The sequence below is a fragment of the Virgibacillus sp. MG-45 genome (assembly GCF_036409425.1).
In the GTDB taxonomy this organism is placed as follows: domain Bacteria; phylum Bacillota; class Bacilli; order Bacillales; family Amphibacillaceae; genus LDC-1.
In genome coordinates this window covers 203,448-227,856 of the sequence record NZ_JAXOFU010000005.1, presented here as the reverse complement: position 1 = coordinate 227,856, position 24,409 = coordinate 203,448, and the positions used below count along the sequence as shown (strand labels likewise).

The 24,409-nt window shown below is 37.3% G+C and carries 22 protein-coding genes; 18 read left to right on the top strand and 4 right to left on the bottom strand.

Features of this window, described 5'->3' with window-relative positions; translation table 11 throughout:
* Positions 1–85 precede the first annotated feature (85 nt).
* Positions 86–1,789 (bottom strand): Rqc2 family fibronectin-binding protein, encoded by a 1,704-nt coding sequence (locus SPK86_RS07900; RefSeq protein ID WP_330949038.1) that lies wholly within the window; start codon positions 1,787–1,789, stop codon positions 86–88.
* 120 nt (positions 1,790–1,909) lie between these two features.
* Here SPK86_RS07900 and SPK86_RS07895 point away from each other — a divergent pair, with 120 nt between their 5' ends.
* The 15 genes from SPK86_RS07895 (at position 1,910) to spoVM (ending at position 18,380) form a co-directional block, all read left to right on the top strand.
* Entirely contained in the window at positions 1,910–4,564 is a 2,655-nt protein-coding gene (locus tag SPK86_RS07895; RefSeq protein WP_330949037.1) for a calcium-translocating P-type ATPase, SERCA-type, read from the top strand.
* A 348-nt stretch (positions 4,565–4,912) separates the two neighbouring features.
* The gene (locus SPK86_RS07890) at positions 4,913–5,797 is read left to right on the top strand and encodes a YicC/YloC family endoribonuclease (protein WP_330949036.1); all 885 of its coding nucleotides are present in this window, start codon (positions 4,913–4,915) and stop codon (positions 5,795–5,797) included.
* A gap of 84 nt (positions 5,798–5,881) precedes the next feature.
* The gene (gene remA / locus SPK86_RS07885) at positions 5,882–6,142 is read left to right on the top strand and encodes an extracellular matrix/biofilm regulator RemA (RefSeq protein ID WP_284139898.1); all 261 of its coding nucleotides are present in this window, start codon (positions 5,882–5,884) and stop codon (positions 6,140–6,142) included.
* Positions 6,143–6,213: 71 nt separating this feature from the next.
* Positions 6,214–6,834 carry a guanylate kinase gene (gmk, locus tag SPK86_RS07880; RefSeq protein ID WP_284139899.1) on the top strand — a complete coding sequence of 207 codons (621 nt, stop codon included), beginning with the start codon at positions 6,214–6,216 and terminating at the stop codon, positions 6,832–6,834.
* The gene (gene rpoZ, locus SPK86_RS07875; RefSeq protein WP_284139900.1) at positions 6,831–7,031 is read left to right on the top strand and encodes a DNA-directed RNA polymerase subunit omega; all 201 of its coding nucleotides are present in this window, start codon (positions 6,831–6,833) and stop codon (positions 7,029–7,031) included. The genes gmk and rpoZ overlap by 4 nt, the downstream gene beginning before the upstream one ends.
* 176 nt (positions 7,032–7,207) lie before the next feature.
* On the top strand, positions 7,208–8,413 hold the full coding sequence (coaBC, locus tag SPK86_RS07870) for a bifunctional phosphopantothenoylcysteine decarboxylase/phosphopantothenate--cysteine ligase CoaBC (protein ID WP_284139901.1): 1,206 nt from the start codon (positions 7,208–7,210) through the stop codon (positions 8,411–8,413).
* Entirely contained in the window at positions 8,413–10,821 is a 2,409-nt protein-coding gene (gene priA, locus SPK86_RS07865) for a primosomal protein N' (protein ID WP_330949035.1), read from the top strand. Before coaBC ends, priA begins: the two co-directional genes overlap by 1 nt.
* 24 nt (positions 10,822–10,845) lie before the next feature.
* Positions 10,846–11,787 (top strand): methionyl-tRNA formyltransferase, encoded by a 942-nt coding sequence (gene fmt, locus SPK86_RS07860; protein ID WP_330949034.1) that lies wholly within the window; start codon positions 10,846–10,848, stop codon positions 11,785–11,787.
* A 2-nt stretch (positions 11,788–11,789) separates the two neighbouring features.
* The gene (gene rsmB / locus SPK86_RS07855; RefSeq protein WP_330949033.1) at positions 11,790–13,139 is read left to right on the top strand and encodes a 16S rRNA (cytosine(967)-C(5))-methyltransferase RsmB; all 1,350 of its coding nucleotides are present in this window, start codon (positions 11,790–11,792) and stop codon (positions 13,137–13,139) included.
* 140 nt (positions 13,140–13,279) lie between these two features.
* Positions 13,280–14,041: a Stp1/IreP family PP2C-type Ser/Thr phosphatase gene (locus SPK86_RS07850; protein ID WP_284140113.1), complete on the top strand. Its 762-nt coding sequence runs from the start codon at positions 13,280–13,282 to the stop codon at positions 14,039–14,041.
* Positions 14,035–16,053: a Stk1 family PASTA domain-containing Ser/Thr kinase gene (pknB, locus tag SPK86_RS07845; protein ID WP_330949032.1), complete on the top strand. Its 2,019-nt coding sequence runs from the start codon at positions 14,035–14,037 to the stop codon at positions 16,051–16,053. Before SPK86_RS07850 ends, pknB begins: the two co-directional genes overlap by 7 nt.
* Positions 16,054–16,935 carry a ribosome small subunit-dependent GTPase A gene (gene rsgA / locus SPK86_RS07840; protein WP_284139906.1) on the top strand — a complete coding sequence of 294 codons (882 nt, stop codon included), beginning with the start codon at positions 16,054–16,056 and terminating at the stop codon, positions 16,933–16,935.
* Positions 16,936–16,937: 2 nt separating this feature from the next.
* The gene (rpe, locus tag SPK86_RS07835) at positions 16,938–17,594 is read left to right on the top strand and encodes a ribulose-phosphate 3-epimerase (protein WP_284139907.1); all 657 of its coding nucleotides are present in this window, start codon (positions 16,938–16,940) and stop codon (positions 17,592–17,594) included.
* Positions 17,595–17,598: 4 nt separating this feature from the next.
* Positions 17,599–18,246 carry a thiamine diphosphokinase gene (locus SPK86_RS07830; RefSeq protein ID WP_284139908.1) on the top strand — a complete coding sequence of 216 codons (648 nt, stop codon included), beginning with the start codon at positions 17,599–17,601 and terminating at the stop codon, positions 18,244–18,246.
* 50 nt (positions 18,247–18,296) lie between these two features.
* The gene (gene spoVM / locus SPK86_RS07825) at positions 18,297–18,380 is read left to right on the top strand and encodes a stage V sporulation protein SpoVM (RefSeq protein ID WP_284140114.1); all 84 of its coding nucleotides are present in this window, start codon (positions 18,297–18,299) and stop codon (positions 18,378–18,380) included.
* Between the two features lie 365 nt (positions 18,381–18,745).
* Here spoVM and rpmB read toward each other — a convergent pair whose 3' ends face one another.
* On the bottom strand, positions 18,746–18,934 hold the full coding sequence (gene rpmB / locus SPK86_RS07820; protein ID WP_088050134.1) for a 50S ribosomal protein L28: 189 nt from the start codon (positions 18,932–18,934) through the stop codon (positions 18,746–18,748).
* 323 nt (positions 18,935–19,257) lie between these two features.
* Here rpmB and SPK86_RS07815 point away from each other — a divergent pair, with 323 nt between their 5' ends.
* Together SPK86_RS07815 and SPK86_RS07810 are read left to right on the top strand one after the other, a co-directional pair.
* Positions 19,258–19,620, top strand: coding sequence for an Asp23/Gls24 family envelope stress response protein (locus tag SPK86_RS07815; RefSeq protein ID WP_284139909.1), 363 nt, complete (start codon positions 19,258–19,260; stop codon positions 19,618–19,620).
* Between the two features lie 30 nt (positions 19,621–19,650).
* A complete protein-coding gene (locus tag SPK86_RS07810; protein ID WP_284139910.1) occupies positions 19,651–21,315 on the top strand; it encodes a DAK2 domain-containing protein in 1,665 nt (554 codons plus the stop codon).
* Between the two features lie 371 nt (positions 21,316–21,686).
* Here the strand turns inward: SPK86_RS07810 and SPK86_RS07805 are convergent, their stop codons facing one another.
* Both SPK86_RS07805 and SPK86_RS07800 read right to left on the bottom strand, forming a co-directional pair.
* Complete coding sequence (locus SPK86_RS07805; RefSeq protein ID WP_330949030.1) at positions 21,687–21,890, bottom strand: hypothetical protein; 204 nt, start codon at positions 21,888–21,890, stop codon at positions 21,687–21,689.
* 278 nt (positions 21,891–22,168) lie between these two features.
* Positions 22,169–23,446, bottom strand: coding sequence for an NCS2 family permease (locus SPK86_RS07800; protein WP_284139911.1), 1,278 nt, complete (start codon positions 23,444–23,446; stop codon positions 22,169–22,171).
* 295 nt (positions 23,447–23,741) lie between these two features.
* Between SPK86_RS07800 and sdaAB the strand changes: the two genes are divergently transcribed.
* Complete coding sequence (gene sdaAB / locus SPK86_RS07795; RefSeq protein WP_284139912.1) at positions 23,742–24,404, top strand: L-serine ammonia-lyase, iron-sulfur-dependent subunit beta; 663 nt, start codon at positions 23,742–23,744, stop codon at positions 24,402–24,404.
* Positions 24,405–24,409: the final 5 nt, after the last annotated feature.

The window sequence follows — 24,409 nt, the reverse complement described above, 5'->3', positions numbered from 1 at the left end:
CAAACCAGCCAATTATCTGCTTAATAATTTAGTCTAACTTTATGGGTTCAGTACAGATTAGCCCTTTTTTTACAAATCCTTTTCTTTATTTTTTTAAAGCAAGAATAGATGTTTCAGGTGTAACAAAAACGGTTTTTTGCTGCTCATACGTTACATAGCCAGGCTTGGCTCCATTTGGTTTTTTGACATGTCTTACCTTCGTGTAATCGACTGGCACTGAAGATGAGCTTCGCGATTTACTAAAGTAGGCAGCTAATTTAGCAGCTTCTATAATGGTCGTTTCAGAAGGGTCCTTTGAGCGAATAACAACATGGGAGCCTGGTATATCTTTCGTATGCAACCATATCTCATCACGAAAGGCTAATTTTGTTGTTAAATACTCATTCTGTTTGTTGTTTTTCCCAACGAGAATCAATGTTCCATCAGAGGATTCGTAGGTCTCTAGCTTCGGCTTGCGTTGGTTATTTGCCTTCTTTTTTTGCTTTGATTTGTGTTTCAAATATCCTTCTTCACGTAATTCTTCTCTTATTTCTTCAATATCTTCTTCACTAGCAACGTCAATTTGCTGTAATAATTGATCTAAATAGTTGATTTCAGAAATCGTTTTTTCTATTTCTATTTCGATTACCTGTCTCGACGTTTTCAGTTTTTGGTATTTTTTAAAAAAGCTTTGCGCATTTTCGCTTGGGGTTTTATTCGTTTGAAGCTGAATCGTGAACTCAATTTGATCCGGATCATAATAATCAATCACCGTTACTTCTGTATCTCCAATAGAAACTAAATGCATATTAGCAGTCAAAAGCTCTCCCATCTTTTGATACTGGTTCGCATTTTCCGCTTTCTTTAACGTTTGTCTATGTTTTTTTAGCTTGCGTTCATTCTTTTCTTTTTCATTGCGAATAAACTTAAATAAATCCTTCGCTTGTTGTTTTACACGATCCCGCTCGGCTTTTCCAGAAAAGAATTGATCAAGCATTTCGTTTGCAGTATCGAATGTTACCTTTTCACCATGAAACGCTGTTAGTGGAATGACATGAAAATCTTCGCGTTTGTTTTTGTATATCGTAGGCTCATAGTGATGTTGCAGAAGTAATGATTGTATTTCTGAGAACTTTTCAGCATATGTTTCCGGCTTTCCTAGCTCGGAACGGGCAATGATCTCTTTTGCAATCGTTGGAGAAAAGCCCTCTAATGTTTGGACTATCTGTTTATCCAGCATTCCAGCGTTAAAATCAAGCTTACGAATAAGCTCTTCCCCGTGAATCAGCAGCGGATTTGCTTTGTTTTGTGTTGGCGGAAGCAAATATTGAGCACCAGGAAGAATTGTCCGATGACGATTTTTGGCCAGCGAAATGTGCTTCATACTATCTAAAATATGATTTTTCTCCTCATCAATTAGCATGATATTGCTATGCTTGCCCATCAACTCTAAAACTAGCTTGTGATTGGCAATATCGCCAATTTCATTTCGAGTTTGGATAGAAAACGTAATAATTCGTTCTAATCCTAGTTGATCAATTGAATCTATGATTGCACCTGCCAAATATTTGCGAAGCACCATGCAAAACATGGAGGGTGTTTCTGGATTAATATATTTATCATTTGTTACATGGAATCTGGCATAGGTTGGATGGATTGAAAATAATAGGGTGTGATTTGTTCCTTGACTTCGTATAGTAAGGGTTAATTCTGTGTCTGTTGGCTGATGGATTCTAGTAATCTTTCCAGGAATTAATTGTTTTTTTAATTCTTCAGTTACTGCTCTTGTAACGATACCGTCAAATGGCATATGACTTCACCTCTCAGGCAATTATAGCATGTTTCAGGACAAGTCTGCATAGATATGGAATAAAGCAAATCTGTGCTATGAATTTAATGCTGTTTTGATTATCGCTTGGAGGAATGAATCGTGAAAAAATGGTATCAGCTTGATATTGAACGGGTAGAGCAAAAGCTTCATGTAGTAACGAGTAAGGGACTAACGCAAAAGCAAGTAGAAAAAAGACGAAAAGAATTTGGGCCTAATGTATTAGAAGGCAGCAAAAAAGTATCAAAAGGGTTAATTTTTTTAAAGCAATTTCAAGATTTTATGGTTCTCGTTCTTCTCGCTGCAACATTAATAGCAGGAATGCTCGGAGAATATATTGATGCCATTGCTATTATGGTTATTGTACTAATTAATGGATTTATTGGATATTTTCAAGAGCAAAAAGCAGAAAATTCATTGGAAAAGCTCAAGGAATTATCTGCACCTATGGCAAATGTGCTTCGTGAAGGGAAATGGGAAAAAATCGCTTCAAAGGATGTAGTTACCGGCGACGTTGTTCGGGTATACAGTGGCGATCGTATTCCAGCAGACATTCGTATTGTTCAATCTAATGGTATGGAAACAGAAGAGTCTGCACTGACCGGTGAGTCACTACCAGTTGCCAAGCATGCAACAGCTATTTCAAGTGATGACCTAGACCCACAGGATCAATTAAATATGGGCTTTAAAGGAACGATGGTTACTCGAGGTCATGCAATTGGTATTGTTGTTGGTACAGGAATGCATACCGTAATGGGGCAAATTGCTTCCTTAATGGCCAGTACAAAAAAAGTACCAACACCGTTGGAGCGAAAGCTAGCAGAGCTAGGGAAAATATTAATTTTTTTAGCATTAATGCTTACATTGCTCGTAGTCATCGTTGGAATTTATCAAGGACATCCAGTATATCAAATGTTTCTTGCAGGGGTTTCATTAGCTGTAGCCGCTATTCCAGAAGGTCTGCCAGCAATTGTGACGGTTGCCTTATCACTAGGTGTACAGCGAATGATTCGAAAGCGCGCTATCGTAAGAAAGCTTTCAGCAGTAGAAACACTCGGCTGTGCATCAGTTATTTGCTCGGATAAAACAGGAACAATGACGGAAAACCAGATGACCGTAAAATCGTTGTTCTTAAATGGAAAAAATCTTTCTGTAACTGGTGATGGATATGATGTAATTGGTGATTATTATGTACAGGAGCGTAAGATAGATCGACACTTTCCTAATTTGGAAATGATGCTTTTGTATGGAATGCTTTGTAATAATGCTTCTTTATTCGTTCGCAAAGGAAAATATTATGTAGACGGTGATCCAACTGATGGAGCTTTAATCGTTGCTGCTAGAAAACTTGGATTATCGATGGAATTAGCAGAGTCATTTCGAATTATTAAAGAGATTCCTTTTGACTCTGACCGTAAACGAATGAGTATTATTTTAGAGGATGAGAACAAGCGACGTTTTCTTATTACAAAAGGAGCACCTGAAGTATTACTACCACGGTCATCGTATGTGATGGAAGCAAATGGGCGAACGTTATTAAAGCATGCTAATAAAACGAATATTGAAGCAGCAATTGATCATATGGCTGAAAAAGCGTTACGGACGATTGCGATTAGCATGAAGCCTCTTTCTAAGAACGCTTCCTTAGATGCTGACTTTTTAGAAAAAGATATGACCTTTATTGGATTATTTGGAATGATGGATCCGCCTAGAAAAGAAGTAAAAGGGGCTATAGCCGAGTGTCAGGCCGCTGGGATAAAAACGGTAATGATTACAGGAGATCATGCTAAAACAGCAAAGGCAATTGCTGAGAATTTAAACTTGCTTCCAAATGACGGGAAGGTTATTGATGGGCAACAGTTAAATCGAATGTCAGTAGATGAGCTAGAAGCGGTTATTGATGATGTATATGTTTTTGCACGTGTAACTCCTGCCCATAAGCTTAAAATTGTCCAAGCATTTCAAGCAAAAGGACATGTCGTTGCCATGACAGGAGATGGGATTAATGATGCACCGGCGATTAAGGCAAGTGATATTGGAATAAGCATGGGGATTAGTGGAACAGATGTAACAAAAGAAGCATCATCACTTATTTTAATGGATGATAACTTTGCCACGATAAAAGCTGCTATTAATGAAGGGCGTAATATTTATGAGAATATCCGAAAATTTATCCGATATTTATTAGCATCAAATGTTGGAGAAATACTGGTCATGCTGTTTGCTATGCTTTTGGCACTACCATTACCTTTAGTACCTGTGCAGATATTATGGGTTAACCTTGTAACTGACGGATTACCGGCAATGGCATTGGGATTAGATCAGGCAGAAAAGGATGTTATGAGAAGAGGTCCTAGAAATCCTAGAGAAGGTGTATTCTCCAGAGGACTTGGCTTTAAAATTGTTAGTAGAGGAATTGTAATCGGGATTATTACATTAATTGCATTCATACTTACGTATGATCATTCTGCCCACTTAGTGCATGGGCAAACAGTGGCTTTTGCAACACTTGTCATGGCGCAATTGATTCATGTATTTGATTGTCGTTGTGAGCAGTCTATTTTTGATCGAAATCCATTTGAGAATATGTATCTCGTCTTATCTGTGCTGTCTTCCATTATTTTATTGCTTATCGTGATTTACTGGCAACCATTACAACCTATTTTCCATACGACTTTCTTAAGTGGGCGTGATTGGTTGCTCATACTCGGATTAAGTGCGATACCAACATTTTTGTTTGGATTCACAAAAAAATAAATGAAATGACGCTGGGACAAGATTTTTTTCATTCAAAAAAGCGATTGTGCGATTTACGTTCTAGCCTAATACTCTTCGCTTTTCGTGGGCAGCACTTCAACTTCCTCGAAAGCAAAAAGCGGCTTCTTCACTAAAATAAGTCTGAATATATTCAGACTTATTTTTTTATGTTTTCATTCGAATAAATTACTTATCGAGTTGTTGAGGCTGTTATCCTCTTCTGCTTTTATGGGGAAGGATCTTTTGCCATCGTTGCTCGTAACGTATTCAGGTAAAAAATTATGGTCACTTTTGTTCATGGAATTTCATTGGTATAATGAGTCTATACATAAAATGGATGTGATTTTTATGACGAACAGTATGACAGGCTATGGAAGAGATCAAATTACAATAGAAAATAATACCATTAATGTGGAAATTAAAAGTATAAATCATCGTTTTCTAGATGTCGTATTGAAGCTTCCTCGTTCCTTGCTATTCTTAGAAGAAAAAATAAAGCGTATTATTGCGAAGACGTTTCACCGTGGTCGAATTGAAGTGTTTATTAGCTTAGAAGGGACTGGTTTTGTCAGTCGAACACTTACAACAGATTGGGCTTTGCTTGATGAATATATGAATGAGCTTAAGCAAGCTAAGGAAAGGTATCAATTATCAGGGGATATTCCCATGGCTATGCTTACTGCATTACCAGAGATTATAACGATACATGAAAAGGAACAACAACCGCATGAATTGATAGGACATGTGCTTAAGAGTACAGAGCGAGCAGTGCTAAAAGTATTTGAGATGAGAAAAGAAGAAGGTGCCTTTTTAGCGAAAGATTTAACAGATAGAATAAAAACCGTTCAAAATATGGTATTATTAATAGAAGAGCGCAGAGCACAGGTTATTTCCGAATATCGTGCACGCATATTAGAACGTCTCCATGAACACTTAGAAAATTACCAGGAAAAAATTGAAGATCATCGTATTTATCAAGAAATTTCCTTACTCGCTGAAAAAGGCGATATAACAGAAGAAATCACTCGCTTGAGGAGCCATGCTGAATTGTTTGAAGAAACGATGCATCAAGCAGAAGCAATCGGAAGAAAACTTGATTTTATCGTTCAAGAAATGCACCGGGAAATTAATACGATTGGGTCGAAATCATCGGATAGTCAAATTGGCGAATGGACAGTAAACTTAAAAACAATTTTAGAGAAAATTAAAGAACAAGTTCAAAATATCGAGTAAAACGTTGTATTTTAATAACTAGTTCCCATATAATGGATGATATTATTAAATTAAAGAGAGTTAGTGAAGTAAGGGGGAAAAAGTGTGGGCTTACAATTAGTAAATATAGGTTTTGGTAATGTTGTATCTGCTAACCGGGTTATTTCCATTGTTTCACCAGAATCAGCGCCAATTAAACGGATTATTACAGTAGCTAGGGATAATAATAAATTGGTGGATGCAACGTATGGTAGACGTACGAGAGCAGTAATTATAACAGATAGTGATCATGTTGTATTATCTGCCGTTCAGCCGGAAACAGTTGGACAACGTGTATTAAGCCATGATGAAATTTCCGATGAGTAGCATAAAGTATTGATTAGATGATAAAAAGTAATTATAATTAGATGTTATCAGCATTATTAGGAGGAAACGCGTTGATTGAAGAGAAAGGCATATTATTTGTTTTATCTGGACCATCTGGAGTAGGAAAGGGTACGGTCAGAAAGGAGCTTTTTGATCGGAAAACAGATTTGAAATACTCGATTTCTATGACTACTCGTAATAAACGCCCTGGCGAGGTAGACGGTGTAGATTATTTTTATAAATCAAAGGAAGAATTTGAACAGTTAGTTGCCGAGAACAAATTACTGGAATATGCGCAATACGTAAATAATTACTATGGCACACCAAGAGAATATGTTGAGGAAACGCTGCAGGCAGGGTACGATGTTTTTTTAGAAATTGAAGTGCAAGGTGCATTACAAGTGAAGAAAAACTTTCCTGAAGGAGTCTTTATTTTTCTATTTCCTCCAAGCTTAGAGGAATTGAAAAATCGAATTGTTAGTCGTGGGACCGAATCAGATGAATTAGTTAAAAATCGTTTAAAAGAAGCAAGAAATGAAATTGAATTAATGGATGCTTATGATTATGTTGTCGTGAACGATGATGTCAATCAAGCTGTTCATAAAATACAATCCATTATTCAAAGTGAACATTTAAAGCGGGAACGAATTGCTAAACAATATAAGAAAATATTGGAGGATGAAATAAAATGATGCTTGAACCATCCATTGATGCACTACAGGACAAAATTAAATCAAAATATAGTCTGGTAACTTTATCTGCAAAACGTGCAAGACAAATTCGTGAGTTAAACAACTTAATGATTGAAACACCCAAATCACATAAATTTGTAGGTATGGCACTAGAAGAAATTTTGGCTGGAAAATTAGTAATAGAAGAAAATAAATAAGAGACAATTACCCTCGCTTATAATTAGTTCGCGAGGGTATTCTCTTTTTAGTTAAAGTGAATGAAACCGTGTAAAACAACCCTCAAAAGCAAATAGTAGAACCGACAAATGTAATGCAAAATATGGTATAACTAAACTAGAGTGATAGAAAGATTAATACAAAGAGGATGAATAAGATGGTTGCTAATAAAAACATATTATTAGGAGTTACAGGAGGAATTGCTGCATATAAGGCATGTGCACTTACGAGTAAGCTAACGCAGCAAGGCGCAAATGTACGAGTGGTCATGACAAAAAGTGCATGTGAATTTGTTTCTCCTCTTACCTTTCAAGCATTATCTCGAAACCGTGTTTATACAGATACATTTGATGAACAAGATCCTAAGGTCATTGCGCATATTGATGTTGCGGATTGGGCAGATCTCGTTATTATTGCTCCAGCAACGGCAAATATAATTGCAAAGCTGGCCAATGGAATTGCGGATGATATGTTAACTACTACATTACTAGCTACACAAGCACCTATTTACATTGCCCCGGCAATGAATGTAAATATGTATCAGCATCCAGCGGTGATGCATAATATGCAGCTACTAGTTCAAAGGGACTGTCACTTTATTGAACCAGGTGCAGGCTATCTTGCATGTGGATGGATAGGAAAAGGAAGACTTGAGGAGCCAGAACAGATTATTAAAGTAATTCAATCGCACCAGCAAATCCAGCAAAAGCTCGTAGGTAAAAAAGTACTTATTACTGCAGGTCCTACAAGAGAAAAAATTGATCCAGTGCGCTTTTTTACGAATCGCTCTTCCGGAAAAATGGGATTTGCATTGGCAGAGGCAGCAGCTTCAATGGGGGCAGAAGTTACGTTGATTACGGGGCCTGTTACACTATCAATCCAGCATAAACAAATTAAACGAATAGATATTGTTACAGCCGAAGAGATGTATGACGCTGTTTTAGCCCATTTTGATACACATGATATTGTAATCAAGTCTGCTGCTGTTGCAGATTACAGACCAAAGCTTGTTTATGACGATAAAATGAAAAAAAAGGCTGGCGAATGGCAAATTGAAATGGAACGGACAAAAGATATCTTAGCTACGCTTGGCCAAAGGAAAACAGATCAATTTCTAGTAGGATTTGCTGCAGAAACAGCACATCCTATCGAATATGGACGGAAAAAGCTATTGAAAAAAAAGTTAGATGCGATTGTTATTAACAATGTTGCGATAAAAGGAGCTGGATTTGAAGGCGATACGAATACCGTAACCTATCTAAACAAAAAAGGCTCGGAAAAACAGCTTCCACTAGCGACGAAACAAAAGATTGCGGAACAGCTATTACTATTGATTGAACAAGATATGAAGGATGAAGCATAGTGGATATTGCAAAAGTGATTGTTGACGTTCCGAGCCGACAGGTAAATCAAACATTTGACTACCTCGTTCCAACTCGTTTCCAAGAAGTGCTAGAAGTTGGAATGCGTGTTATTATACCGTTCGGTCCGCGGAAGGTCATGGGGTTTGTTGTAGGAAAAGCAGATTCCTCTCATTTTGATAAATTAAAAGAAATCGTTGACGTGCTTGATATTACTCCTGTGTTAACCGATGAATTGCTTAAACTTGGTAAGTGGCTTGCTAATGAAACATTAAGCTTTTATATTACTGCTTATCAAGCAATGCTTCCACAAGTGTTAAAAGCAAACTATGATAAAGAGCTCGTTCGTATGACAACGGAGCGGTTACCAGATCAATTAGAAATTCTATTTCAGGGACGCGATCGATTAGCATACGCAGAATTTGTCGCTGCTAAGGTTCCTTATCGCTTATTGAGAAAAGTAATAGAGACTGGAGAAATTGAGCTTGAATACATTGTAAAATCTAGAATTACGAAGAAACAAATTACAATGGTGTCACCTGCAAAGGAGCTTTATTTACTAGAAGAAGCATTATTGGATTTACCGACGTCTGCAAAAAAACAACGAGATATTATTCGTTTCTTTATTAATCATTCGGAAGCAGTGGAACAATCCGCTTTATTAAAGCAGTTTCATACAAGTCATTCTACTATTAGAACCTTAGTTCAGAAATCATTACTAAAAACATATAAGCAAGAGGTGTACCGAAATCCATATGACGATTCTTCTTTTCCACAAACAGCGCCATTACCATTAACTGAGCAGCAAGCAAAAGCAATTAAGCCGATTAAAAAGCAGATTGAGCAAGGAAAGCACGATATATTTTTACTGCACGGAATTACCGGGAGTGGTAAAACGGAGATTTATCTTCAAGCTATACAAGATGTTTTAGAAAAAGGGCAGGAAGCAATTGTACTTGTTCCTGAAATATCACTTACACCACAGATGGTTAACCGTTTTAAAGGAAGGTTTGGATCGAAAGTTGCTGTGTTGCATAGTGCATTATCAAATGGTGAAAAATATGATGAGTGGCGAAAGATCTATCGGAAGGAAGTAAAAGTAGTTGTTGGAGCACGTTCGGCTATTTTTGCACCGTTTGAAAATATAGGCATTATTATTATTGACGAAGAGCATGAGACAACCTACAAGCAGGAAGATCAGCCAAGATATCATGCGCGTGATGTTGCAATTCAGCGTGGAAAAACGAATAATTGTCCAGTTATTTTAGGAAGTGCCACACCGACACTAGAATCTTATGCACGTGCAAAGAAGCATGTTTATAAGCTATTAACCTTAAATAAACGAACAAATAATAAAGGGATGCCAGAGGTAGAAATAATTGATATGCGAAATGAGCTTCATGCAGGAAATCGCACCATGTTTTCGAGAGCGCTCAAAGAAGAAGTAGAAGCAACAATGGCGCGTGGTGAACAAATTGTGCTTCTATTAAATCGTCGCGGCTATTCCACGTTTGTCATGTGCAGAGATTGTGGCCATGTGAAAGAATGCCCCCATTGTGACATCGCTTTAACGTTTCATAAGCAGAGCAATCAATTAAAATGCCATTATTGCTCCTATGAGGAGCCAATGCCATCAAATTGTCCTTCCTGTGAGAGTGATTCTATTCGCTATTTTGGAACAGGGACCCAGCGTGTGGAAGAAGCGTTAACACAGCTTATTGCAGAAGCCCGCATTATACGTATGGATGTCGATACAACAAGTAGAAAAGGCGCACATGAACGGTTGCTGCGACAATTTGCGAACAAAGAAGCAGACATTCTTCTCGGGACGCAAATGATTGCAAAAGGACTTGATTTTGAAAATGTCACGTTGGTAGGTGTATTAACTGCTGATTCGATGTTACATTTACCTGATTTTCGTTCTTCTGAAAAAACCTTTCAGCTTTTAACACAGGTTAGTGGGAGAGCAGGTAGACATGAATTGCCAGGGAAAGTAATTGTTCAGACGTATACACCTGAACATTATAGTATTATGTTAGCGAGTAAATATGATTTTGAGCAATTTTTTCAACATGAAATGAAGATGAGAAGAACATTCCAATACCCACCTTATGTATATTTAACGTTATTAACTGTTTCTCATCCTAATCATGCGAAAGCTGTTCAGGTAACACAACGAATAGCAAGGATGCTCGTACAATGCGTGCACAAAGATACGGTTGTTCTTGGACCAACACCATCTCCAATTTTAAAGATGAAGGATAGATATCGCTATCAATGCATGTTAAAATACAAAAACGAACCAAAGCTTCGCGTATATATTAAAAAGATTATCGACCAATTAGATGAAGAAATTCGCAAGGAAGATTTACTAGTAACTGTTGATATGCAGCCGTATCAACTCATGTAAAGCTATAGGAAAGAAGGGATTTGCTTGAAACGAATTGTATTTATGGGTACACCAGATTTTTCAGTGCCAATTTTAAAAACGCTAATAGAATCCGAATATGAAGTAGTACTTGTTGTTACACAACCTGATCGACCAAAGGGAAGAAAAAAAATATTGACTCCTCCTCCTGTAAAGGTAGAAGCAGAACAGCATGGTATTCCGATTTATCAGCCTGAAAAATTGACGAAAGCATACCAGGAAATTATTGATTATAACCCAGATTTAATCGTTACTGCGGCATATGGACAATTGCTTCCTAAAGGTCTATTAGATGCACCAGCATTTGGTTGTATTAATGTTCATGCCTCGTTATTACCTGAATTACGTGGGGGAGCACCAATCCATTATGCAATCATGCAAGGAAAACAAGAGACAGGTATAACCATAATGTATATGGTTGAGAAGCTTGATGCAGGTGATATCTTAACGCAAGTTCGTGTGCCAATTGAACAAGCTGATCATGTAGGATCGATGCATGATAAATTATCAACAGCAGGGGCACAATTATTAATAGAAACCTTACCGAAGCTATTTAATGGTGAGCTTCAGCCCATGAAGCAAGATGATGTAAAGGCAACGTTTGCAGCTAATATTAAGCGTGAGCAAGAGCGTATCGACTGGAGTAAAGCAAACACTTCGATTTATAACCAAATTAGGGGACTTCATCCATGGCCAGTAGCGTTTACAACATATGATAATCAACCAATGAAAGTTTGGTGGGGAGAAGTTGATAATAATGAATATTCAGGTGTACCAGGGCAAATTGTTGCTAAGCCAAATGACGAAGGTTTAACGGTAATATGCGGTAACAAAAAAGCTGTGAGAATTACAGAAATTCAACCATCAGGAAAAAAACGAATGTCTGTCAAGGAATATTTATTAGGATCCAGTGAACGAATTAAAATCGGGAAAATATTAGGTGAGTAATTGTGGAAAAATATCTGCTTCGAAATACAATATTAGATCTTTTACTACGAATCGATCAAGACAATGGATATAGTCATTTATTAATTAATCATGAAATTAAATCAAAGCATATTCCTGTAAAAGATGAGGCTTTACTAACTGAAATAGTTTACGGAACCATACAACAAAAGCTAACATTGGACTTTTATATCCAGCATTTTATAAAAGGGAAAAAGAGGCTTCAGCCATGGGTACAGATGCTTCTTCGTATGTCGATCTATCAAATGGTTTATTTAGATAAGATTCCAGACCATGCCATCATCCATGAAGCAGTAGAAATCGGCAAACAACGAGGGCATCGTGGCATTGCAGCTTTGATTAATGGCGTGTTACGAAACATTCAGCGAAATGGCGTACCAAATACTGATTTAATTTCAGACGATGTGGAACGAATAGCCGTGGAAACGAGTCATCCTACATGGCTTGTACAACGTTGGATAACACATTACGGTTATGAAATTACAAAAGCAATGTGTATAGCGAATACAACACATAAACCAGTATCAATTCGCGTTCAACCCCTGCTAATTAATCGTGATGAAGCAATGGCAATATTGCAAAAAGAGGGGATAGAAGTTCGCCCATCTGACTTCTCAGAGCAAGGAATCATAATTGAAAAAGGGAATATCATGAAATCAGCGTTGTGGAAAGCAGGGAAAGTTACCATTCAAGATCAAAGTTCGATGCTTGTTGGTGAAATGATGCAAGCTGAACCTGGCATGAAAGTTCTTGATGCTTGTAGTGCACCTGGCGGGAAAGTAACACACCTTGCAGAAAAAATGCAAAACAGCGGTGAAATTCATGCACATGATTTACACCAACGCAAGATCAAGCTAATCCAGCAAAAAATGGAGCAGCTTCAATTGTCTATTATCGAGCCAAAGCAAGCTGATGCAAGACAACTACATACGATGTATGCGTCCGAAAGTTTTGATCGCATCCTTGTTGATGCGCCTTGTTCAGGACTAGGGGTTGTTCGAGGAAAGCCGGATATAAAATATAGTAAAACAGAAAACGATATTGCTCAATTAGCTAAAATCCAACGTGAAATTTTAGACAGTGTAGCACCATTATTAAAAGACAAAGGTAGTCTTATTTATAGTACATGTACTGTGGATCCAACAGAAAATGAAGAAGTGATAAAAGCGTTTCTTACAAGTAATCCTGAATTTAATGTGGATGCACATTTTTTTGAAGAGCTTCCCACTATATTAAATGAGTCCCAAGGAATAACACCATATGGTTTACAAATATTCCCACAAACGTATAATACGGATGGCTTCTTTTTAACTAGAGTAACACGCCACTTGTAGATGTCATATATTCTGAACTTCGCTCGTGAAGAGATGGCTTTAATTCGTTATAGATTAAAAAAACATAAAAAAATTCTTTTATTGTGCTTTTTGTGTAATACTGTATATAAATAAAAGCCTATGATTAATGGGGTGGAATGATGGAAGGACTGTTTTTAACAGATACAGGTCAGGTTAGACGCCATAACGAAGATGCTGGAGGTGTATACAAAAATGCCTCTGGTCAAATAATGGCCGTTATTGCTGATGGAATGGGTGGACATCGTGCAGGAGATGTTGCAAGTCAAATGGCAACAAAGCAAATGGAACAAAAATGGCTAGCTACATCAGAATTGACCTCACCGGAGAAGGCTGAAGAATGGCTATCTCATGCATTAAATGATATTAACCATTCAATTTACCAGCATTCAATCGAAAACGAAGAATGTAAAGGAATGGGTACAACGATTGTTATTGCGATTTGTACGAATGAGTTTTTTACAATTGCGCATATTGGTGACAGTCGATGCTATGTGCTCAATGAACACGGATTTAATCAAGTTACTGAAGACCACTCTCTCGTAAATGAACTTGTTCGATCTGGTCAAATTACGAAGGTAGATGCCCAGCATCACCCGCGAAAAAACATTGTTTTGAAAGCGTTAGGCACTGAAGAACAGGTTGCTTCGGACATTCAATCAATTAGTTGGGAATCAGGAGACAAGCTATTATTATGCTCGGATGGACTAACGGATAAGGTTGAAGATGAAGAACTATTTACTTTCATACAAGAAGCAACCGATTTAAAGACGGCAGGACAACAAATGATTCAATTAGCAAACGAACGCGGTGGGGAAGATAATGTATCCCTTGTGATGATTCAGCATATTTCATCAGAGAAAGCTGGTGATGAAGCGTGCTAAGCGGTCGATTATTAGGAGAACGTTATCAAATTAAAGAAACAATTGGTGGAGGCGGGATGGCCAATGTATATTTGGCGACCGATATAATTCTTGAAAGAGATGTAGCAATTAAGGTATTGCGATTGGAATTTGCAAATGATGAAGAATTTATTGCTCGATTTGATAGAGAAGCACAATCAGCAACCAGCTTATCCCACCCTAATATCGTAAATATTTATGATGTAGGAGAAGAAGATCATATTTTATATATGGTTATGGAATATGTAGAGGGGATGACTTTAAAGGAATATATTCACCGTCATGGACCATTGGAGGTTATGGAAGCAATTGATATTATGAAGCAAATAACCTCAGCTATTGCCCATGCACATGAAAATGATATTGTCCATCGTGATATAAAGCCTCAAAATATTTTAATCAATACATATGGTCAAGTAAAAGTAACAGATTTTGGAATCGCGATTGCATTGAGTGCTACTGCATTGACACAGACTAATTCTGTGCTAGGCTCTGTTCATTATTTATCACCGGAACAAGCAAGAGGTGGAATGGCAACTAAAAAATCGGATATTTATTCACTAGGTATTGTTTTTTATGAGCTGTTAACAGGACGGCTGCCGTTTTCTGGGCAATCCCCAGTGTCAATTGCTTTAATGCATTTGCAAAACGAAACCCCTTCTGTTCGAAGGTTTCACCCTGAAATTCCACAAAGTGTGGAAAATATTGTTTTAAAATCAACAGCAAAGGATCCATTTCACCGATTCGCTACGGTATACGAAATGGAAGCAAGTCTAGAGTCTGCACTTGATCCAAGTCGTATTAATGAAGAAAAATATGTTCCACCTAATGAGTTAGGAGAGGAAACGAAGGCGATTCCGATTATTACAGAAACGCAAATATCGGATTCACATCAAGATACGATCGTGCATCAAGCAAATGCAGATACAAAAAAAGCAAATAAAAAGGGAAAAGAAAAAGTAAAATCAAAATCGAAATCCAAACCGGTTCCAGATAAAAAGCAACGAAGAAAAAAGAAGCTTATCATTAGCTTCACTATTCTGTTTGTTTTACTTGCTTCACTTGTTGCTGCACTTTTCTTGGTTCCAGGTATGTTAAAGCCGAAGGATGTTGTTATACCAAATGTTGCTGAAATGGAGTATCAGGATGCTGTTGATGCATTGGAAGAATTAAATTTAAAAGCAGAACAAGAAATGATATATTCCGATGAAATTGAAGAAGGCTATGTTGTAAAAACGGATCCAAAAGCAGGAAAATCGGTGAAGGAAAATTATACCGTAACGGTTTTTGTTAGCCAAGGAAAAGAAAAAGAAACGTTTGAAGATTATGTAGGACGGGACTTTGATCAAGTAAAAAGAATGCTAGAAGAAAAAAATTACCAGGAAGTAATTGCGTACGAAAAGCATTCGGATCAGCCAGTAGGTGAGATTATTAATCAAATTCAACCCGCTCCAGATGCGGAAGTAATTCCTGGGGAGACAAAGGTTATCTTTGAAATAAGCAGTGGTCCAGAATTGATTAGCTTAAATAATTTACGTGGAATGTCACGTGATGAGGTAAAGGAATATTTAGCTGATCAGGGTCTTAAGATGAATGAAATTGAAGAGAACTCTGATACCGTTCCTAAAGGACAAGTTATCCGACAAAAGCCTTCTGCAAACACTGCATTGGAGAAAGGTGCAACGGTAGATGTATACATTTCCATTGGTCCAGAAGAAAAACCACCATCAACGCATTCGATTACATTTACGGTTCCTTATAATCCAGAAGAAGAGGCAGAAGAAGATGAAAAGCCAACACCTCAAACGGTTCAAATATACATCGGAGATATGAATAATCAAATATCGGAAGTTTACAAAGAAGATGAGATTACGAAGGACAAGGAGTATACGATTAAGTTAATGATTGCACCAGACTCGAATGGGGAATACAAAGTGATACGTGATGGTGAAGTAGTCCTTAACAAAACTGTAGCATACGAAGAGGGTGAATAAATGCCAGAAGGCAGGATAATGAAGGCACTGAGCGGATTTTATTATGTGAAAACAGGCCAAGAGATCATTTCGTGTAAAGGGAGAGGTGTTTTCCGTAATAAAAAGATAACTCCTTTAGTCGGAGACTTTGTCGTATATGATATAAATGATCATCGAGAAGGATACATTACAGAAATTAAACAACGAAAAAATGAATTGGTTCGTCCACCAATTGCCAATGTTGATCAGGCTGTCATTATTAGCTCAGCAGCAGAACCAGTGTTTAGTACGGTTCTGCTCGATCGCTTTTTAGTATTGATTGAAGCAAAAGAAATTAAACCAATTATTTTTATAACAAAAAAGGATAAGCTGACAGATAAAGACATGGTCAGCATGGAGAAATTCAAGCGTGAGTATGAACAAATTGGTTATCCGATCGAGTTTATTTCCACAAAAAGCACGGAAGATGTTGAAGCAATAAAGCATTACTTTAAGGAACGTGTAACGGTATTTGCTGGACAATCAGGTGTTGGGAAATCATCCTTATTAAATGCACTGCAGCCATCCTTAACCCTTGAAACAGGAGAAATATCAAAAAGTCTAGGAAGAGGAAAGCATACAACACGCCATGTGGAATTAGTAGAAATAAATGGTGGACTCATTGCGGATACACCTGGATTTAGTTCGTTAGATTTTCAAGAAATAGAACTGGACATACTCGCCACATGCTTTCCAGAGTTTAGAGAACGTCAGCATGCTTGTAAATTTCGTGGCTGTATGCATATTAATGAGCCAAAATGTGCAGTAAAAGAAGCTGTAGAAAAAGGGGACATTATGAATTATCGCTATGATCATTATGTTCGCTTTTATGAAGAAATCCAATTAAGAAAGCCGAGGTATTAACGATGACGAAAATTGCACCATCTATTTTATCAGCTGATTTTGCCAAGCTAGGAGAGGAAATAAAAGATGTAGAGGCAGGAGGTGCCGATTACATCCATGTAGACGTAATGGACGGTAATTTTGTACCAAATATTACAATTGGACCATTAATTGTCGATGCAATAAAGCCGATTACATCCCTTCCTTTAGATGTTCATTTAATGATCCAAAACCCAGATCAATATATTCAGGCATTTGCTGATGCTGGCGCTTCAATCATTACAGTTCATCAAGAAGCCTGTGTCCATTTACACCGAACAATTGAAATGATTAAAAATGCTGGCGTAAAAGCTGGTGTAACCATTAATCCAGGGACACCCATTGAAATGATTCGCGATGTTCTTCCAAATGTGGATTTAGTATTAATTATGACAGTTAACCCTGGATTCGGAGGACAGTCCTTTATTTATGAAGCGGCAGAAAAAATAAAACAAGTTGCTAAGTGGAGAAAAGAACGAAATCTAACGTTTGAGATAGAAGTAGACGGTGGTGTAAATACAGAAACAGCAAAATGGTGTACCGATGCAGGAGCAGATGTGTTAGTTGCAGGAAGTGCTATTTTTAATAAAACAGACCGTCAAGAAGCAATTCAATCAATTATAGAGTCAACAAAGGGTTAAATAGATGGTATGTGTTGCAATTGTAGCAAATGGACCGAGGGATGCATTGCCAGATTTGACCGATTATAGCGGAGAAGTAGACATTTGGATTGGAGCCGATCTTGGAGCAACCTATATAATTGAGGCAGGTATGAAGCTGGATTATGCATTAGGTGACTTTGATTCAGTTGATAAGTTACAAAAGAATCTAATAGAAAAGCATGCTTCTAATTATAAAGCGTATCCAGACGAAAAGGATGAAACAGACCTTGAAATTGCGTTAAATAAAGCAATCGAATTAAATCCTCAAAAAGTATATTTGTTTGCTGTAACCGGTGGTCGCCTAGATCATACCTTAGTGAATGTCCAAGCTTTATATCTACTTCTAGAAAAAGGGATTCGTGGAATTATAGTGGATAATTTAAATGAATTAGAAGTGACAAAGCCGGGATCGTATACTGTGCAGGAAAATGGAAGATATCCAAATATTTCTTTTCTTCCGCTAACCAATTCGGTAACAGGTTTAACATTACAAGGGTTTTATTATCCATTAAAAGCTGCGACGATTTCATTGGGTTCGACACGATGTATTTCAAATAAGCTTATTTCAAATAGTGGTACTTTTTCATACACTGAAGGCATATTAATACTAGTAAAGAGTCGTGATTCCTAATTTGTTACGATTCCAATGTAAGCTTTTTGCAAAATGAGGAGGTCGAACTCATGAAATTTTATACTATTAAACTTCCAAGATTTATCGGAGGCTTTGTTCGAATCGTGATCGGTGTTTTTAAAAAAGAGAAATAGTCAGAAGTTGCTTTTGTCAATTATTGGTTGACAGAAGCTTTTTTTATACGCTGTAAACAAGCTTTATAATTAACGTAAATATAGATGGTTCTTTGGCAAATGTGGTGATGTATTTCTTGTCTAAAGGCTTCAAGCCCAAAGATAAATTTATCACTCCTATCTCTGACGTTACTTGTGTAACAAGAGTTCGAGTAACCTACAATTAACTTTTATCCGAGTAAATCCATGATAAAATTCGTTGTACACAGTAGACCTCTATATAACAGAGGACACTATATTTAACATCAAGCCAAATCGATAGAAAAATGAAAAAAGCACCCAACAAGTGGGTGCTTCTGTTCATAACGAATGATAGTTGTATATAATTATACGCGTTCTACTTTGCCAGATTTTAAGGCGCGTGCAGAAACATATACGCGTTTTGGTTTTCCATCTACCATAATACGAACTTTTTGTACGTTAGCTTTCCAATTACGCTTGTTGGAATTCATAGCGTGGGAACGTTGGTTTCCACTGCGTGTTTGACGACCGGTTACAACACATTTTCTTGCCATGTTAATCCCTCCTACTCATACCTGTGTCAATTAATACTTATTCAATTTACCATAAGTCATTGTATAATGCAATATTTCTATAAAGAAAAATCTCTTGACAGAACAAAAATATTCGTTCATTGTTATAAGGGGCAAAAACTAATTAAGTGTGAGACGAAATCATAGATACACTTAATTGATATAGGAGACCATCTATGAATAAAATCGTCCCATAATTTTATTCAAGATCATGGTCACATTTTTTGTGGAGATAGGTCTGCTTTTAAAAAATCCATGCATGTAGTAAAATATGATTATGATTAAAGTAATGAAGGAGGATTAATATGTCCATAGAGTTGAATACAAATGATGGTCACGTGACCATTACGAATGAAGTGATTGCAACTATCGCTGGTGGTGCTGCAGTTGAATGTTACGGCATTGTAGGAATGGCATCAAAAAGTCAAATTAGAGATGGAATTGCAGAGATCCTTCGGAAGGAAAACTTTTCTCGAGGAGTGATTGTGAGACAAGAAGACAATCATCTCCATATTGATATGTATATAATTGTGAGCTATGGAACAAAAATATCTGAAGTGGCACATAATGTGCAATCACAGGTAAAGTACATATTAAATAAATCCTTAGGGTTGCAAATTGACTCCGTAAATATTTTCATACAAGGAGTACGTGTTTCTAAGGATTAAACGTAGTATTGTTTTGGAGGAGGAAGTATAGTGACGATTGACAATTTAGATGGCATGATGTTTTCGCAAATGGTACGTTTAGGAGCACACCATTTATCCAACAATGCCGAAAAAATAAATGCACTTAATGTTTTTCCAGTACCCGACGGCGATACAGGAACAAACATGAATCTCTCAATGACTTCAGGTGCAAATGAGGTTAAACAGCTTAACACGACAAACATATCCGAAGTGGCTCAAGCTTTCTCTAAAGGGCTACTCATGGGAGCGCGAGGAAATTCAGGTGTTATTTTATCCCAAATTTTTAGAGGATTTGCTAAAGGGATGGAACAAAAATCAGCCATTACACCTGAAGATCTTGCTGTTGCCTTTGATAGTGGTGTTAAAACAGCATATAAAGCGGTTATGAAGCCAGTGGAGGGTACAATCTTAACTGTAGCAAAGGATGCGGCAGCGAAGGCGGTTCAAGAAGCTTCTAAAGCAAAAGATATCATCGATTTGATGGAAAAAGTATTGAAAGAAGCAAAAGCATCCCTAAAACGTACACCAGATCTTTTACCTGTTTTAAAAGAAGTAGGAGTAGTTGACTCTGGCGGACAAGGCCTCGTAACGATTTATGAAGGCTTTTTAGCTGCTTTAAAAGGGGAAGAGCTACCTGAAAGCATTGACACGGTAGGAATGCAAGACATGGTAAATGCAGAGCACCATAAAATAGCGCAAGATTTTATGGATACATCTGAAATAGAATTCGGATATTGCACGGAATTTATGGTGAAGTTTGAAGATGATAAATTAAATGAAAAACCATTCGACGAAGAAGCATTCCGTAATGAGTTAAGTGAGCATGGTGATTCATTACTCGTTGTTTCAGATGATGATGTCGTAAAAGTCCATATTCATGCGGAATATCCAGGAAATGTGATGACTATAGGACAGCGGTACGGTAGCTTGATTAATATGAAAATCGAGAACATGCGTGAACAGCATACTTCCATTGTTGGTGATAAAACTGAGAAGAAAGCTGCACCGAAAGAAAAAGTGGAGAATGCAATCGTCACAGTTGCGATGGGTTCTGGTTTAAAAGCACTTTTTGAAAGCCTTGGAGCTTCTGTTGTTATTGAAGGTGGACAAACAATGAATCCGAGCACGCAGGATATTGCGGAAGCTATAAAAGAAGCAAATGCTAAGCATGTTATTATCTTACCGAACAATAAAAATATCGTGATGGCAGCAGAGCAAGCAGCGGAATTAGCTGATACAAATGCCGTTGTTGTTGCAACAAAAACAATTCCACAAGGGATAAGTGCGTTACTTGCTTTCCATCCGGAAAATACATTAGACGAGAATAAAGATCAAATGCTAGAGGCAAGTAAGCAAGTTAAAACAGGTCAAATTACGTATGCGGTTCGTGATACGCAAATTGACGGGATTACAATCGAGAATGGGAACTTTATGGGGATAGAAGATGGTAAAATTAAAGCGACTCATTCAGACAAATTGGAAACAGCTAAATTATTACTAGAAGAAATGATCGAAGAAGATGATGAAATCTTAACCATATTATATGGGGAAGATGTGCAAGCGGAAGAAGTAAAGCAATTGGAAGCTTATATTGAAGCTACATTTGAAGATGTAGAAATTGAAATTCATAACGGGAAACAACCTATCTATTCTTATATTTTTTCTGTGGAGTAATTAAATGTTAAAAGCTGCCTTATTATCTAAACGATATAAGGCAGCTTTTTTGGTCTGTATAGATGTAGTTTGCTTTATTCCGTAATATAAAAAGGGCTCTATACTACATGTGGTGGTACCCTTGGTTCTATCAAGGCTTCAATAGAAGCAAAAAAACACACGCATTCGGTACCTAAAAGTAAGAGTAAAAAACTAACTTTTGAAGTAGAGTTAGTAGTGATTCAGCTGTTCTTTAAAAATGACATAGTCGTAAATGGTTGTGGCTATGCCTTTTTGATTTGATTGGCACTCCGTTAATTTCCAATTCAGGTGGGCGCTTTCCACGGGCGCCACGGTAAGTGAAGTGCAAGCATTGATCGCAAAGGCGATATTTAGCTTGCCTTCATACTAACTCTTATTGCTCCACTGTATTGGCGCAATAATGATTTTCGGTTGTTTCTTTCCCTGCAGGAGTCTTCGTTGGTTTCTTCCACTAATGGTGGTGCAGCAGTTTCCAATTTTGCATCGGTATAGGTCGTAATTCGATTGCACCGATACAATTGAAATAATTTTAATGGGTTGTTGTCTTTTTCCATTTGCTTTTTCTGCGTGCAATGTGTCGTTGCTGTAGCGTTTCATGTCTTAGGTCCAGCACGCTCTGGAAGATCTCTTTCCTTTACCAAGTTAGCTGTGACCGTGCCTGTGGAAATCGGGCTTATTTCCTGTGGTTTAGGCACAAGCATTATTTATAATATACATCTAATAAAAGAGATGGTGGAGTGAAAATCATATCACCACATTTGACAGAGAACCAAAAAAACTCCATAGAGCATATCGAATGCTCCATAGAGTTTTTTGGTTGCGCTTCTGTTATTTACAAATCGATTATTTTTACGACAAAGTCTAAAACGAATAAGCTAGCAATAACTAGAAGCACAGGAGATAGCTCTTTTCTTTTTCCTAATGCAACTTTTACGATTGGATATGCGATAAACCCAAAGGCCATTCCGTCTGCAATGCTGTAAGTAAAAGGAATCATCGCCGTCACCAAAAATGCAGGGATAGCTTCTGATAAATCTTCCAATGAAATGTGACGAATGTTTTGCGCCATTAGCACACCAACGATAATTAAAATAGGGCTAATTGCCGTGTTAGGAATTATCGATATCCATGGAATGAACAGAAATGTTGCAAGAAATAAGATACTTGCTGTTAAAGCTGCAATCCATGTTTTTCCTTTAGATGCAATTACTGCTGCATTTTCTGCTGCTGAAACGGTAGGGGATGTCCCGAAAAAAGCACAAAGTAAAGAAGAAAAAGCAGTTGTCTGATAAGCGCGTGCATAATTCTCTTGTTTTTGTAGCATCCCTAGTTGTCCATGGATTAACCCCATATTTTCAAATATGAGAATCATAGCCAATGGAAAAACAGCAAGCCAAAATGATAGCTCATTGATTGCAGTAAAGGACGGAACAAAAATCGCTTCCTTCAGATCAACATCTAATGTTGCTCCAGATGATTGAAGTGTTCCGAATACATAAGCAAGTATGGTACCACCAATCATCGTTATAAGAAAATTGGCAGGAATGTTTTTTACAAACAGAAATATTGCTAAGAACAAGGTAATTAAGCTAACAATAACGATTGGACTGGTAAAGTCCCCAATTGCAACAATGGTATGTTCCCCTTTTACAACGAGACCACTTTTTTCTAATCCAATTAAAATGAGAAAAAATCCAAGTCCTACTGTTATTGCATGCTTCAGTGAGTCAGGAATTGCATTTTTAAGCACGTTTCCTAGTTTTGTAAATGCGGTAATAAGAAATATTATGGAAGCAACTAAAACAACTGCTAGACCTTCCTGAAAAGACATTCCTGTACCGGTCACAATGGAGTAAGCAAACAATGCGTTAATTCCCATGCCTGGGATTAATATTAATGGCAGCTTTGCATAAACGGCCATCAATAAAGTTCCTGTAAAGCTTGCTAAAATGGTTGCAATCATGCCACTTTCAAGCGGAATACCTGCTTCACTAAGGATAGAGCCGTTAACAATAACTATATAAACGGTTGTTAAATATCCAACAAGACCAGCAATTAATTCCGTTCCCCAAGCTTGCTTCAACTTCGGTTGTTTCACATTATAAGGCATGTTTTCTCCTCATAACTCTTTCTATCCCTCTCCCACCCGATTCCGTCTCCTTACGAAACATAGCGTAACACTTGGACGGTATCCACAAGAGATAATTATAAATGGTTTAGCTTAGGAAAGCAATGAAAGGTTCCTATATAGAGGAATTAGATAATAAATGAAGCATAAAGCAACGTTCAAATAGTGCTTAGGGATTCCATAATAATGAGAATGATATTTAACAAGGTTTTTGTTATAATCTACAATAGGTCTAAAGAAGAGAACTATATTAATATAAAGCATAGGGGTGATGTTCATGAAGTATAACTCTGTATTTGATATTATAGGTCCGGTTATGATTGGTCCGTCAAGCTCACATACCGCTGGTGCAGCAAGAATTGGAAAAGCCGCCCGGAATTTACTTGGTAGTGAACCAACATGGGCTAAAATCCATCTTTATGGATCTTTTGCAAAGACATACAAAGGACATGGTACCGACCTTGCATTAGCAGGAGGATTACTTGGCTTTGAAACAGATGATACACGTATGGCGCAATCATTAGTAATTGCAGAAGAGCAGAGCTTTCATATCCAGTTTATTGAAGACAGTGCAGCAACAGATCACCCAAACACGGCACGTTTAATTGTCGGTAATGAAAAAGACAGCATTGAATTGGTTGGTATATCAATCGGTGGTGGGAAAGTTGAAATTACCGAGTTAAACGGCTTTGAATTAAGGCTATCAGGAAATCATCCCGCCATTTTAATTATGCATAATGATCGATTTGGTGCGATTGCTTCTGTTACAAAAATATTGGCAAAGCATGAAATAAATATTGGACATATGGAAGTTAATCGGAAGGACGTAGGAAAAGAAGCACTAATGGTCATTGAGGTAGATCAAAATGTGGAGGATTCCGTATTGCATGAACTAGAAAATGCGGATCATATCATTCAAATATCTAAGATTGTAAGCTAGATAAG

Coding starts and splice junctions, on each gene's coding strand:
- SPK86_RS07900 (WP_330949038.1), bottom strand. CDS start 1,789: ATGCCATTTGACGGTATCGTTACAAGAGCAGTAACTGAAGAATTAAAA.
- SPK86_RS07890 (WP_330949036.1), top strand. CDS start 4,913: ATGACGAACAGTATGACAGGCTATGGAAGAGATCAAATTACAATAGAA.
- rpoZ (WP_284139900.1), top strand. CDS start 6,831: ATGATGCTTGAACCATCCATTGATGCACTACAGGACAAAATTAAATCA.
- coaBC (WP_284139901.1), top strand. CDS start 7,208: ATGGTTGCTAATAAAAACATATTATTAGGAGTTACAGGAGGAATTGCT.
- SPK86_RS07850 (WP_284140113.1), top strand. CDS start 13,280: ATGGAAGGACTGTTTTTAACAGATACAGGTCAGGTTAGACGCCATAAC.
- rsgA (WP_284139906.1), top strand. CDS start 16,054: ATGCCAGAAGGCAGGATAATGAAGGCACTGAGCGGATTTTATTATGTG.
- rpe (WP_284139907.1), top strand. CDS start 16,938: ATGACGAAAATTGCACCATCTATTTTATCAGCTGATTTTGCCAAGCTA.
- SPK86_RS07830 (WP_284139908.1), top strand. CDS start 17,599: ATGGTATGTGTTGCAATTGTAGCAAATGGACCGAGGGATGCATTGCCA.
- spoVM (WP_284140114.1), top strand. CDS start 18,297: ATGAAATTTTATACTATTAAACTTCCAAGATTTATCGGAGGCTTTGTT.
- rpmB (WP_088050134.1), bottom strand. CDS start 18,934: ATGGCAAGAAAATGTGTTGTAACCGGTCGTCAAACACGCAGTGGAAAC.
- SPK86_RS07815 (WP_284139909.1), top strand. CDS start 19,258: ATGTCCATAGAGTTGAATACAAATGATGGTCACGTGACCATTACGAAT.
- SPK86_RS07805 (WP_330949030.1), bottom strand. CDS start 21,890: ATGGAAAAAGACAACAACCCATTAAAATTATTTCAATTGTATCGGTGC.
- SPK86_RS07800 (WP_284139911.1), bottom strand. CDS start 23,446: ATGCCTTATAATGTGAAACAACCGAAGTTGAAGCAAGCTTGGGGAACG.
- sdaAB (WP_284139912.1), top strand. CDS start 23,742: ATGAAGTATAACTCTGTATTTGATATTATAGGTCCGGTTATGATTGGT.